This is a genomic window from Acinetobacter sp. ANC 5600 (assembly GCF_002018395.1).
GTDB lineage: Bacteria > Pseudomonadota > Gammaproteobacteria > Pseudomonadales > Moraxellaceae > Acinetobacter > Acinetobacter amyesii.
In genome coordinates, this window is record NZ_MVKW01000003.1 from 15,574 (window position 1) to 27,976 (window position 12,403).

A 12,403-nucleotide genomic window follows, 5' to 3' on the forward strand; every position below is an offset into this window, starting at 1 on the left:
TTCACCTCCCTCACCGTTTATGAAGAAGGGTTTGAACCACTCGATTCAATTACTAAATGATTCAAATTATTTTGTAAGGCACGAATACGTGTCGTCGCTTCTTCACGCTTTTGTACACCTTCTTTCTGAATTTGAATCACATCATTCACAGTTTTAATGAGGGTATTTTGCACATGTTCAAGTGTGTCAATATCAATCACTGAACGCTGATTGGCTTTTGCTGTATCGACAGAGTTTTGATGCAACAAATCTGCATTGCGTTTTAACAGGTCATTGGTCGCATCATCAATGCTATTTGCCAATTGCACGCTGTTCTTTTGTTCTTGCAATGAAATCGCCAAACTAATTTGGTTTTTCCATGCAGGTAATGTGATGTTTTTAATAGCATAAAATTTATCAACCAACATCAAATTGTTGGATTGAATTATGCGAATCATCGGCAAGGTCTGCATAGCAGATTGTTGCAAGATCTGTAGATCACTCACACGTTTTTCAAGATTATTTGCCAAATGATTGAGGTCATAGATTTTTTGCGTAGTGGTTTGATCTTGAACTTGAGTGGTTAATCTTGTAATTTCCTGTTGAATTTCTTGCTCTTTCAACTTACCTGCGGCAATATACACCCCTAATTGTTTATATTCGTCTTGTACGCCTTCAAACATTTTATCTAAGGTATTTACACGCGCTTTTAAGCCATTTTGCGAAGTTTCAATTTCTTTGACCAAAGCATCAATTTGCTCTTTGGTGGTATTAAAGTGCTGATCAAAACTTTGCTTGGCACCTTTAAATTTACTCAGTAACCCACCAAAAAATCCTGAGCTTTTAGATTTATTTAAAATGCTCGTAGTGTTTAGCTGCTGTGCGACTTGTACCACCTGATTGAGCTTTTGACCTGTCGCATCTAGATCTTTATTTTGCACCAAATTTAATAATTCATCGGTATAGGTCGACGTCTTGGTGGCAATGTTTTTACCATATTCAGCAACACTATTATGACTTAAATCTGCCAATTCCTTACGTGCAGCTTCGACTTCGTGAAAATCGGAAGTTTGTAAGCCAATTTCCTGCAAATTGAGTTGCTGAAACTTTTCTTCAGTCAATTCTTTGCTTACTTCAACGGGTAAATTTTTGGCATCTAAATCGGTCATAACTCACCTTATATTTCTAAGACTTAGAGGAATTCTCTAATGATTTTTTTAAAGTTTTAATCAAATTTTCACGGCTATTATCAAGCTTTTCCAATGAACTTGTCGAGTTACTTTGACGACTTTGTTTCACATGATATTGCCATGCTGGAATCAACACCTGCTGAGCTTCCTTATATCGATCTAATAATTCAAAAGAAAGCTGCTGAGAAAGCTGCATTTGCGTAATTGCAATATCATTACTGGCTTGTAAGGTTTGCAACGTATTCACCTTTTTCGATAAACGTTCTGCAAAGTTGTCAAGCGGATGCTGATTTTTCACAAACTGTGGGTATTCCACCAAAAACTCTTCAGCCGCGACGATATAACGCGCCATTTGCTCACGTAAACCCTGCAATTGATTAAAACGTGCTTGAGACTTTTGAATTTCTAACTGTAACTTTTGGCTCAGATGATTTGCCCGATCAAGTAATTGATCTAGATTTTTATAATATTCAACTTGTCCTGAGCCATACTCCAAATCAATGCCTAACCATTTTTGCAAAGCATTAAATTTGCGTGTTTTTAAATATTTTTTTGAATTGGCTAGAGCTTGAATCAACTGTTCAATAGTTTGACTAAGTTGTTTCGTCAATTGAGGGTCAACACCGTCTAGCAGCACCGACTGTGCTTGAATTAATTGATCTGCATAATGATTTAGACGATATTGATCGGTCAGTAAGGGCACAAGGTCATTCCGCTTAATCGAAAGCACTTCCGCCCGATCTACCGTAATATCCTTTAACGGCACCAATACATCAATTTGTGACATAGCCAATTAAACTCAATAAAATCATTTTTATACTACAAGTTCTGCCATAAAAGTCTTGTAGTATTTTGCAAAAAATACATCTATTTCATCGGTCAAATTTCGTTATTAAATTCAACCGTTGCATATAGAACCGCCTAAGCAGCCATACGGCATCATTTCAATGGATATGATGACCTACACAGATGAATTCAAGCTTAAGATACCCAAAGATTCAATCTAGATTTAAATTAAACAACTGACTCTACATGAATTATTATCAAAATTATCGTAAAATTTAACTCATACACTTTAGAACCAAATATTAGATCAATAATTTTAGAGGCTTAAATGGAACGTTTTTTCCATAACACAATGTATGCAGCACGTTGGATTCTGGCTCCCGTGTACTTTGGTTTATCCTTTGCACTGCTACTGCTCGCGATTAAATTTTTCCAAGAAGTCATTCATGTCCTTCCGCATATTTTAGAATATTCAGAAGCTGACCTGATTTTAGTCATCCTCTCTTTGGTCGATATGACTATGGTGGGCGGACTGATTGTAATGGTGATGTTTTCTGGCTATGAAAACTTTGTTTCCCAACTGAAAATAAATGAATCGACCAATCGATTGAACTGGCTCGGTACTATGGATGCCAATTCATTAAAACTCAAAGTTGCAGCGTCAATTGTGGCAATTTCTTCGATTCATTTATTACGTATTTTTATGGATGCGAAAAACATCCCCAATGACAAAATCATGTGGTACATCATCATGCATTTAACCTTTGTTTTTTCTGCTTTTATGATGGGTTACTTGGATAAAATCAGTAAGCACTAATCTAAGTAAGGTCAATGAAGCCATTTGCGATTATGGCTTCTAGTACACGGTAAATTTATTTATTCATCAAGTTCGCTCATTTGCCTTAAACGATCAAGATCCAATATCACGATTTGTCCATAATTCCACGCAATCACCTGTGTTTGAACAAATTGCTGTAAATGTTTATTCAAGGTTTGGCGTGAAATATTAAAAGACTCTGCAAATTCCTGCTGACTGAGTTTCAGGGGAATTTCCTGCCGACATCCATATTGCTCATAGAGTCGAATCAAATGTCTTGCGATACGCTGCTCTAGCGTTGCTGTTCTCAAATAACGATTATGCTCAAACATCAAATACATGCGTCGACTGAGAGATTGCACGACATTCCAAAGCGCCTGCGAATCACGCTGTAAAACCGCTAAAAACATTGTTCCAGAAATGATTGCCACCTCGACGTGTGTCGCAGCAAAATAATCATAATTCAAAGGCTTTTGTTGTAAGAGTGCGACAAAATTAAATACCGACTGGCGACGGATATAGTCATTTACAATCAATTCACCATTATTTTGCAACCAACCAATTTGTAGCGTACCTGAAAGTAAAATATAAATATCTTGCACGATTTGTTGTTGTTTTAAGATGTGTTGCTGTGCATGAAAACGTGAATATTTCACCTGTTGCACAAGCTGTTCTAAACTCTGATCGCTAAAGCCCTGAAAGATGTCTTCATTACGCAAAATTTGCAACAAATGCTTTTGGGCGGTGTTCTTTTGATCGCTCACGTCTATAAAAAAATGCCTAAGATCTCATCGATCTTAGGCAAGTGCTGAAAAATGTAAAACCATTGTTTTTCGCATTATTTATCTGTTTTTATGCTGTTTTAAATGACGCTCTAATACTTAAGATGCTTTCTCATAAATACGGCCTGCTTCAGAACGCAAGTTTGAAATGTCGGTGTTTTGAATATTTTTCAGTACAGTACTCGGCTGACCATTTACATCGACAGGTACATCACCCTCAATGGTGACACGTGAGGCGATACGTAACTCATCACTATAGTCATTGATGGCACGGTGCTGCGTCGCACGATTATCCCAAATCGCCACATCACCTACTGCCCAGCGCCAACGCACAATATTTTCCCATTGCACGATTTGCTCTTGAAACAGTTCAAATAAACGACGTGACTGTGCCGGACTATATCCACTGAAGCGTTTAAAGAAGTGACCCAAAACCAAACTTTTTTCACCTGTTTCAGGATGTACACGCACCAAAGGATGCTCAGTTTCCACTTCTACCGCGGTACGGAATAAATGGCGACCTTCTTCATTGTACTGACCTTTCGGTGTTGCATAGTCATAACTGTTGCTATGCACCGCGCGTAATTGTTCCGCCAACTTTTGCAGCTCAGGACTTAAATCTTCATAAGCGGTCACGGTATTGGCCCAAACCGTATCGCCACCATGTTCAGGTGCAACTACATTTCTTAAAATTGTGGCTTTAGGATAATTGGGCAAAAACGTAATATCGGTATGCCACGAGTCTGCACGCCCACCACGTGAGTCAATTGACAACGTATGTGCTGTACCATCTTTGAGTGGCACACTTGGGTGATTCAACGGATTACCTAAAAGTCGTGCAAAGGCTTCTTGTTCTAAATCTGTGAGATCTTGCTGCCCACGCACAAATACAACTTTATATTTTAATAGTGCATGATTAAATTCATCGACCACGCTTTTGTCTAAATTTCCAGACAACTGAATGCCAGAAATTTCGGCACCAATACGACCGGTTACAGGTTTTACTTCAATATGCTGATATTGATAGTCTGGATTGTAATGATTCGATTCTAATTGTGTCATAGGGCTCTACCTTATTCTTCAAATTATTAAGCAACGATGGTGTTGTTGAAATACAGTGTGCCGACTTCGTGCCCATGACTCTGTCAATTCTTTGACAGTTTTCCCAAGTTAAACTGCTATGGTTGTAATAAAATCTGCTTAACAACTTTTGCCGATTTCATATCTAAAAATGCAATAAAGAAAAAATAAAAAAGCCATCGGTATCGATGGCTTTGTGTACGGATTATATCTGTATATCACAGCGGAATTATAGATAATTCCCTTCACGCTCAGGTTGATAGAGCACTTTAATGATTTTGACTTTCATGGTGTGACCATCAGGCTGCGGCCATTCTATTTCCTGCCCTTCAGCCAAACCTAAAATGGCAGCGCCCACTGGAGCCAAAACATTGACTTGACCTTTATCGCCACGAAAATCATGTGGATAGACCAGTGTAATTTCGGTTGCTTCTGTCGCAGGTGCAATGTTAATGAGAACTTTGGCATTCATACTCACCACATTGGCAGGGACATCTTGTGGAGCAACCACTTCAGCGCGCGCCATCTCATCTTCCAAATGCTCCATTGTCGGCGTCAACTTAGACTGATGCTCCAACATGGTTTCTAAGCGATGTAAATCTTGTTCTGAAAGAATAATATTGGGTTTTTTCATATAAAGTTCCTTTGCGACCTTGCCAACAGATCTATAGCGATGGGCAAATTTTTTGTTATCTCTTATTCCGTTATATCAGAAATATAAATGTTTAGATAACTTTTGAATTTTTCTGATGACATAAAAAAAAGCCCCCTTGAGGGGGCTTTCTCAAGTCAGACTTATTTTGCGTAAACTGGGAATTTAGCGCAAACAGCAGCAACTTTTTCTTTCACTGCAGCAATCACAGCTTCGTCACCTTTGCTGTCTAGAACGTCAGCGATCCAGCCTGCAAGGTCACGTACTTCAGCTTCACCAAAACCACGTGTTGTTACAGCAGGAGTACCGATACGGATACCAGAAGTCACGAATGGAGAACGTGGATCGTTTGGTACTGAGTTTTTGTTCACAGTAATGTGAGCAGCACCTAACCAAGCATCGGCATCTTTACCAGTAATGTCTTGTTTAATTAAAGATAATAAGAACAAATGGTTCTTAGTACCGCCAGAAACAACATCATAACCACGTTCGATTAGAACGTCAGCCATTGCTTGCGCATTCTTAACAACTTGTTGTTGGTAAGCTTTATATTCAGGCGCCATTGCTTCTTTGAAGCAGATCGCTTTAGCCGCTACAGCGTGAACTAAAGGACCACCTTGATTACCAGGGAATACAGCTGATTGTAATTTTTTCTCGATTTCTTCATTTGCTTTCGCAAGAATTAAACCAGAACGTGGACCACGAAGTGTTTTATGTGTAGTCGTTGTAGTTACGTCAGCAATTTGTACTGGGCTTGGGTAAACACCAGCAGCAACAAGACCAGCTACGTGAGCCATATCTACGAATAAGTAAGCGCCAACTTTGTCCGCGATATCTCGGAAACGTTGCCAATCAACAACTTGGCTATACGCAGAGAAACCAGCCACGATCATTTTTGGCTTGTGTTCTTCAGCTAAACGCTCAACTTCTTCATAGTCGATTTCGCCAGTTTCTGGGTTCAAACCGTATTGAATTGCGTTGTAAGTTTTACCAGAGAAACTAACTTTAGCACCGTGAGTCAAGTGACCACCGTGAGCCAAGCTCATACCTAAAACTGTATCGCCTGGGTTAAGTAGCGCAAGGTAAACTGCAGAGTTTGCTTGTGAACCAGCGTGTGGTTGAACGTTTGCATAATCAGCACCAAACAATTCTTTAGCACGGTCAATGGCCAATTGTTCGATCACGTCTACATACTCGCAACCGCCATAGTAGCGTTTGCCAGGGTAGCCTTCTGCATATTTGTTAGTAAGTTTTGAACCTTGAGCTTCCATTACTGCAGGTGAACAGTAGTTTTCTGAAGCGATTAACTCAATGTGCGCTTCTTGGCGAGCATCTTCATTCGAGATCGCTTGAGCTAATTCAGGGTCAAATTGAGCAATAGAGGTGTTGGCAAACATTAGCGAGGTCCTATTAAATTAGGGCTTTTAAGCCGTGCTAAGATTGGCGCGTATTGTAGCATGAAGTTTTAGAAATGAGAGAGGGAAGTTTGTGCTGTTTTTAAATAAATAATGCCCGTGTTGAATCTGCACGAGCACTATTTAAGTCAAATCAACTTATTGATTTGGCATGAGAGTCTCTACATCTTGCACAAAATTTGCCAGATTATCGGTATAAATACTAATATGATCTGCTGTCGCTTGCTCACGATAGTCAATCGATGTTCCCGGCTTAGCAAGGCTAATCATAAATTTAGTCGCATCTGCTGGAATGGTCTGATCGGCTTTACCTTGATAAATGATGATCGGCGTTTTCACCGCTGTCGTTAAAGGCTGTGAACCTTCACTCATAAAGTTTTGGATTGGCTTTAAAGTTAAGAAATCAGACTGCGTGCGGCCATAGTTATCCAAAGTCGTGTTCTGACTCGCATAACTGAGCATGTCATCTTGAATTAACTTGGTTAACTCGCCTGAACACACTGTTTCAGCCTGAGGTGCAATCGCAGCCAGATGTCCACTAAATACTTTTGAATAATCCACACTGTTTTTATGCCCTTGCATACCCGCAATGATCTGCGCAGTAAAACTGTCTAAAGGTGCATAAATCATACTTTGCACGGTTGCAGGTTTACCTACAGCTAACTTCTCGCCTGCGTCAAGAATGAGCGCAAGATTATTTGCAGGTGCTATGGCAATCGTTCCCTTATAATTTAAGTCAGCACGTGATGCATATTCAGCCGCACCTAACACGGCCTGACCACCTTGAGAATGTCCGATCGAAAGCCAATCCTTCGACACCGTTTTACCTTGGCTGGTTAAGTAACTTCGAGCTGCGACAACGGCATCGGTAATCGAAAAGGCTTCACTTTTTAGATTCAGATAAGGATGGTTTTCACGCCCACTAGGTTCCCCTAATCCCTCATAATCGGGCGCCACAACGACATAACCCTTTGCCAATAACATTTGCAATAAATATTCAGTACCTTGCAAACCTTGTCGGCTCGGAGCGCATTTATCAGCCACACCTGTCGTTCCATGTGCCCAAGCCACAATTTTCCAACCACCTGCCGGAGCAACTGTTTTTGGGGTAAAGACTAAGGCTGTGGCTTGAACAACTTTGCCATCTACACCCAACATCTTATAGGTCATCAACCGGCTGTCTGCACTCACAGCAGGCATATTGTCTTGACTATAGGCAGTTGTAGTTACCACTGGATTTTTGATCTGATTGAGATCAGCGTTTGTTTCAGGATTACTAAATTGTTGGTCATTACTATCATTACCGCAGGCTGCTAAAAATAGCGCACTGCTGACTAAAACCGTTAAACGCAGCATTTTCATTCCATGATCCTTTTGTTTGTTGTTTTAAAGTCAATTTTTCATTGAAGATGAATCATTAAATACATGGAACAAACTTTTGTTCAAGCCTAATTTTCAAGCAATTGCTCTTATTTTAATTTATCAAATTAATATAGAACTAAAACTTTATTTTAGCTCGATATGTATTAATAGCATTCAAATACATCAGCCACCCCGATCTCAGAAAAATGGCTGAACTTATATTTCTGATCATTGGATACAGATTGGGCTATTTTTCGGAGGTTAAAGCAAAATGTAAAATCAACAAAAATGCTGTACCCCCTGCCAACTACACAAACATATGCACAAAAGTAAAGCCGAAAAACCACCATGCCATTGATCGTGAACATACTCTAGTGCTTAATCCACTTAGCGACATTTTTGGATATCACGATGGACAAAAGCCTTTAAAATAAGTCGATTTAGAAGATGGTTTAGCTTTATCCCGCTGTAAAGGTTTTATTTCAGCAGATGCGATAAAAGCAGATTATTTAAACACTGCGCAGCCATCTTCATAATATTCCTACAAATAATCACAGCATGGGTTTGTCAGTGTGGATGTGATCATGTACATTCATAAACATTATTCAACATGCTGGAACTGGACATGCAAGCCATCATTCTCGACACAGAAACCCATACACTAAATGGACAACCCATCGAGATTGCCTATGCTCCAATTCAGGTGGCAGATGCCAAAATCACCTTAGATAAATCTAAAATTTTTGATCAACTATATCGTTGTGATGAAGCTATTTCTTTTGCAGCGATGGCTGTTCATCATATTTTAGAATCAGATCTTGAAGGTCAGCCCCACTACAGCAGTTTTGAACTCCCATCAGAGACGACATATATCATTGGGCATAATATCGACTACGATATTCGAGCGCTCGAAAAATGCGGTGTAGATGGTTCAAAAATCAAAGCCATTTGTACCCTTGCGCTAGCTCGTCGTGTTTGGCCTGATGCAGAAGCGTATAATATTTCTGCCTTGATTTATATGATCACCAAAGGCAGTGAAAAAGCCCGTGAAATGATCCGTAAAGCTCACCGCGCAGATATGGATATTATTTTAACTGCCAATATTTTGATGCATATTGTGCATCACTTAAAAATCAACAGCATCGAAGAATTATACGAAGCTTCGGAAGATGCTCGCATTCCACGCAGTATTAATTTTGGTAAACACCGCGGTACCGCAATTGCAGAATTACCTGCGGACTATGTGCAATGGCTATTACGTCAAGATGACTTAGACCCGTACTTGCGTAAAGCTTTAGAAAACTCTGCTGTCATTACTCTATAAATCATTGATTGTTTAATATTTTCTTAATATTACTGTCATTATCACTGCATAGGATTGCCTTAATTCTTTTGAGCTATGGAATTAAGGCATGTTCAACTATCAAAAAACTGAGCTGGGTTTTCAAACTTTAAAAGACCGCCAGCTCGCATTAAATGCTAGACAACGTCGTCTGTTACTCTTGATTGGTAGTGATGACTTTAACCAAATGCCAGTGCATTATCAGCAGCGGATTGCTGAAGAGACATTGCTCGAGCAACTAATGGAACTTGGGCTGATTCAGCCAATTACAGCACATGATCATCTACGCCTTCAAAGCTCAGATTTTTCTGCTTTTAATACTCCTAAAAAAGCGCCTAGCGATACGTCCGATCTCAATAACCTTAGCCCTGCATCTGATCTCACAGCGCAAGAACATGTGACTTTTAATGAAGTTTCAATTCCTACGATGGAAGTTCCTCAGATTCATTCACAGTACGCACTGACGACCTCCCTACCAATGGATGCGATGGGCTCTACACCCCATCAATTCCCACAATCCACACCTGAAACTACGACAACAAACAATCCTGTATTGCCAGAAAAAACCGTTGATTTCATCGAGCACGATTTTGATGAGTTACAGAATTTTATGTGCAGTTACTTACAGCGTTATTGTGGGCTGATGGCAAAAAAATTAATGCTTAATATTCAACAGGCCACGGACATTGCAGAATTAAAAGCCTGTCAGATGCAATGGATAACCTGTCTAAATGAATCCAATATTCAACCTAAACTCTTACAACATGCATTACAGCAAATTAATTACAGTCTAAAAAATCTGCAACAACTGGTTTGACTTAGAGACTTTTCCTCACTTCTCATTCAAAAAACAACTTAATGAGGTGAGTAATTCTTCACACATATCAATATAAAGAATTGAATTTTATTAACTTTATCTATTCACTTATTTCTTTTATGGTTTTAACTGCTGTTTTATACGACCTTCCCCTAATGTCAATCAACAGTAAAAAATCGCAAGAATAAAACCGATCTCCTAGCGTTTGAGCATGTCAATGTCACAACAGTTTTGTTTAGAATTTGATTCTTTCGATAATCCTATGCAACTCAGCAAAATTGGCAATTGGGTATTTACCTTCTTAACCTCACAAGACGAATTGCCTAATGTTCAATTGGCCATTACCTATGTCATGCCACGAAAAATTAGTAATGAATTACAGCCTAGACGTGTGGTCATTCAAAATACAGCCATTGAAACAATTTGGCGTATAGAACAAGTTGAATGCTTCAACAGCCAAACGAACCAAGAACTCACTTTTACAGCAGCGGAACCTCAAGCTCAATTGATTTTAAACAGTATCATTGAAGAATTTGCCCGTTATGATGTCCCATTGCTATTCAAGCCGCTTTAATTTAAAGCGAATTCCAACTTATTTTTCATAAAGATTTAAGCTGTCTCAATGATTTAACCAAAGTTAGCTAGATAGACATTAAATGAAAAATAATCCATACAGATTATTGTTGCTCAATTCATATACACTATTCCTGCTCAATAATTTTTGACCATGGATAATAAAAATGAATTTAGCCAATTATTCTAATGATCAGGCACTCATCCTTTTCAACCTATATAGTAGCCTTGAACAATGTCTAGATGCGATTGGACATCTGCACCTTGGACCAAAACTAGTGCTGACCGACCATGATGTATCAAAAGATCATATGATCGTGCAACGTTTTCAAGCTGGAGTTTTAACTCAAGAAATTCAAGTGCGTAAACAAGACGTTGAACTGTCTTCTAGCAACCCGATGACACGCTATCAGTTACTGTCTTATATTTTGAATCAATTTAAAGTAGATCAAACAACTTAAATTTTTAACTCTAAAATAAAAAAAACTCACCATAAGGTGAGTTTTTTTATTCATTCAATTTAAGCTTCTAAAAGCTTGTAAATACTGTCCGATTTTTGACTTTCAAAAAGTAGTTCGATACTGGGTAGGATGATTTCACCTGCAATAATGATATGTTCAATGCGATGAAACAGCCCTCTTGAATCTTCTTCTGAAGGATTACGCACCAAAGCTTGTGCTTCATAAACCTGACTAAATTGGTCCTTTACCTTTATCTCAATCATCTGTGTCATGGTAACGTCTCTACTTGTTTTAATAATTGCATTTTTTATATCACATCTTTACGCAACAACCTGCTTTGTAAATGTTAGATTTCATGGCAATGTAAACTTATTTTACTTTAGTAAATATATATCAATAACATAAGTTGACTATTTAATTATTGTTTGACAAAAACACTATATTTTCACATTTTGAAAGGCATTAAAAAGCCCGCATTGCTGCGGGCTCTATGTTGGAAGGCTAGTGCTGATTTCTTGTCTGCAATATCTTAAGACTAAAATATTACGAAACTCAACGAGCTGTCATTGATCCGTCCAACTTATTGGTAGCGTCGTTTTATGACCTACCGTGATTTAAATATAGCACTTTCAATTCTCTTGCCAAGCCTTGCTAACACTTCAAAACAATTGATCAAATAAAATACAATTGACATTTTTTCAAAATAAGCGATCATAGCTCTGCCCAATGCTTGTGAAAGATTTAAATAAATAGGCCATTAAAAATAAATTCTACACTATCAATCTATAAACATTCTTTTCTCTTACTTTTAATTCTACCTTTGACAACCCTTGTATTAATTTCTGACTTGAATTTTAAGTCTTATATCCATTTTTAGCATTGCTTAAAAATACTAATGAATAAGATTGCCGTCTCAAATTAAAATCTAAGACAAAAAAAAGCCCCTGTATCACTACAGGGGCTTTTTTGAATTTGGCGGAAGCGGTGAGATTCGAACTCACGGAGGACTCGCGCCCTCGTCGGTTTTCAAGACCGGTGCATTAAACCGCTCTGCCACGCTTCCATGTGCGCCATAATACGGAGGTTTTATTCATCTGACAAGTAAAAATTACAACTAAACCTTTCAAATGAATATTGTTTCGCCAAA

General features: G+C 38.6%; 13 protein-coding genes and 1 tRNA gene. 5 read left to right on the forward strand and 9 right to left on the reverse strand.

What is annotated here, in order from left to right:
- Positions 1–17 precede the first annotated feature (17 nt).
- Together B1201_RS06985 and B1201_RS06990 are read right to left on the reverse strand one after the other, a co-directional pair.
- Positions 18–1,148 (reverse strand): toxic anion resistance protein, encoded by a 1,131-nt coding sequence (locus B1201_RS06985; RefSeq protein WP_078192896.1) that lies wholly within the window; start codon positions 1,146–1,148, stop codon positions 18–20.
- 16 nt (positions 1,149–1,164) lie between these two features.
- A complete protein-coding gene (locus B1201_RS06990; RefSeq protein WP_078192897.1) occupies positions 1,165–1,956 on the reverse strand; it encodes a tellurium resistance protein in 792 nt (263 codons plus the stop codon).
- 327 nt (positions 1,957–2,283) lie between these two features.
- Here B1201_RS06990 and B1201_RS06995 point away from each other — a divergent pair, with 327 nt between their 5' ends.
- Complete coding sequence (locus tag B1201_RS06995; RefSeq protein WP_078189122.1) at positions 2,284–2,772, forward strand: TIGR00645 family protein; 489 nt, start codon at positions 2,284–2,286, stop codon at positions 2,770–2,772.
- A gap of 59 nt (positions 2,773–2,831) precedes the next feature.
- Here the strand turns inward: B1201_RS06995 and B1201_RS07000 are convergent, their stop codons facing one another.
- From B1201_RS07000 to B1201_RS07025, 5 genes are all read right to left on the reverse strand, one after another.
- Entirely contained in the window at positions 2,832–3,536 is a 705-nt protein-coding gene (locus tag B1201_RS07000; protein ID WP_078192898.1) for a Crp/Fnr family transcriptional regulator, read from the reverse strand.
- 117 nt (positions 3,537–3,653) lie between these two features.
- Positions 3,654–4,616, reverse strand: coding sequence for a TauD/TfdA dioxygenase family protein (locus B1201_RS07005; RefSeq protein ID WP_078192899.1), 963 nt, complete (start codon positions 4,614–4,616; stop codon positions 3,654–3,656).
- A gap of 247 nt (positions 4,617–4,863) precedes the next feature.
- On the reverse strand, positions 4,864–5,268 hold the full coding sequence (rnk, locus tag B1201_RS07010) for a nucleoside diphosphate kinase regulator (protein WP_078192900.1): 405 nt from the start codon (positions 5,266–5,268) through the stop codon (positions 4,864–4,866).
- 161 nt (positions 5,269–5,429) lie between these two features.
- Complete coding sequence (glyA, locus tag B1201_RS07015) at positions 5,430–6,683, reverse strand: serine hydroxymethyltransferase (protein WP_078192901.1); 1,254 nt, start codon at positions 6,681–6,683, stop codon at positions 5,430–5,432.
- A 156-nt stretch (positions 6,684–6,839) separates the two neighbouring features.
- Positions 6,840–8,063, reverse strand: a complete 1,224-nt coding sequence (locus tag B1201_RS07025; protein WP_078192902.1) for an alpha/beta fold hydrolase — start codon at positions 8,061–8,063, stop codon at positions 6,840–6,842.
- 625 nt (positions 8,064–8,688) lie between these two features.
- Between B1201_RS07025 and B1201_RS07035 the strand changes: the two genes are divergently transcribed.
- The 4 genes from B1201_RS07035 (at position 8,689) to B1201_RS07050 (ending at position 11,256) form a co-directional block, all read left to right on the forward strand.
- Entirely contained in the window at positions 8,689–9,387 is a 699-nt protein-coding gene (locus B1201_RS07035; RefSeq protein ID WP_078193288.1) for a DNA polymerase III subunit epsilon, read from the forward strand.
- A gap of 88 nt (positions 9,388–9,475) precedes the next feature.
- Positions 9,476–10,222: a hypothetical protein gene (locus B1201_RS07040; protein WP_078192904.1), complete on the forward strand. Its 747-nt coding sequence runs from the start codon at positions 9,476–9,478 to the stop codon at positions 10,220–10,222.
- A 217-nt stretch (positions 10,223–10,439) separates the two neighbouring features.
- Positions 10,440–10,796 (forward strand): hypothetical protein, encoded by a 357-nt coding sequence (locus B1201_RS07045; RefSeq protein ID WP_078192905.1) that lies wholly within the window; start codon positions 10,440–10,442, stop codon positions 10,794–10,796.
- Positions 10,797–10,962: 166 nt separating this feature from the next.
- On the forward strand, positions 10,963–11,256 hold the full coding sequence (locus tag B1201_RS07050) for a hypothetical protein (RefSeq protein ID WP_078192906.1): 294 nt from the start codon (positions 10,963–10,965) through the stop codon (positions 11,254–11,256).
- A 59-nt stretch (positions 11,257–11,315) separates the two neighbouring features.
- Here the strand turns inward: B1201_RS07050 and B1201_RS07055 are convergent, their stop codons facing one another.
- Together B1201_RS07055 and B1201_RS07060 are read right to left on the reverse strand one after the other, a co-directional pair.
- Positions 11,316–11,528: a hypothetical protein gene (locus B1201_RS07055; RefSeq protein WP_078192907.1), complete on the reverse strand. Its 213-nt coding sequence runs from the start codon at positions 11,526–11,528 to the stop codon at positions 11,316–11,318.
- Positions 11,529–12,229: 701 nt separating this feature from the next.
- A tRNA-Ser gene (locus tag B1201_RS07060) sits at positions 12,230–12,319 on the reverse strand.
- Positions 12,320–12,403: the final 84 nt, after the last annotated feature.

What these genes read in the sequence shown, in the direction of transcription:
- B1201_RS07035 (WP_078193288.1), top strand. Translation starts at nt 8,689, where the DNA reads ATGCAAGCCATCATTCTCGACACAGAAACCCATACACTAAATGGACAA.
- B1201_RS07005 (WP_078192899.1), bottom strand. Translation starts at nt 4,616, where the DNA reads ATGACACAATTAGAATCGAATCATTACAATCCAGACTATCAATATCAG.
- B1201_RS07050 (WP_078192906.1), top strand. Translation starts at nt 10,963, where the DNA reads ATGAATTTAGCCAATTATTCTAATGATCAGGCACTCATCCTTTTCAAC.
- glyA (WP_078192901.1), bottom strand. Translation starts at nt 6,683, where the DNA reads ATGTTTGCCAACACCTCTATTGCTCAATTTGACCCTGAATTAGCTCAA.
- B1201_RS07045 (WP_078192905.1), top strand. Translation starts at nt 10,440, where the DNA reads ATGTCACAACAGTTTTGTTTAGAATTTGATTCTTTCGATAATCCTATG.
- B1201_RS07025 (WP_078192902.1), bottom strand. Translation starts at nt 8,063, where the DNA reads ATGAAAATGCTGCGTTTAACGGTTTTAGTCAGCAGTGCGCTATTTTTA.
- B1201_RS07055 (WP_078192907.1), bottom strand. Translation starts at nt 11,528, where the DNA reads ATGACACAGATGATTGAGATAAAGGTAAAGGACCAATTTAGTCAGGTT.
- B1201_RS07040 (WP_078192904.1), top strand. Translation starts at nt 9,476, where the DNA reads ATGTTCAACTATCAAAAAACTGAGCTGGGTTTTCAAACTTTAAAAGAC.
- B1201_RS06995 (WP_078189122.1), top strand. Translation starts at nt 2,284, where the DNA reads ATGGAACGTTTTTTCCATAACACAATGTATGCAGCACGTTGGATTCTG.
- B1201_RS06990 (WP_078192897.1), bottom strand. Translation starts at nt 1,956, where the DNA reads ATGTCACAAATTGATGTATTGGTGCCGTTAAAGGATATTACGGTAGAT.
- rnk (WP_078192900.1), bottom strand. Translation starts at nt 5,268, where the DNA reads ATGAAAAAACCCAATATTATTCTTTCAGAACAAGATTTACATCGCTTA.
- B1201_RS06985 (WP_078192896.1), bottom strand. Translation starts at nt 1,148, where the DNA reads ATGACCGATTTAGATGCCAAAAATTTACCCGTTGAAGTAAGCAAAGAA.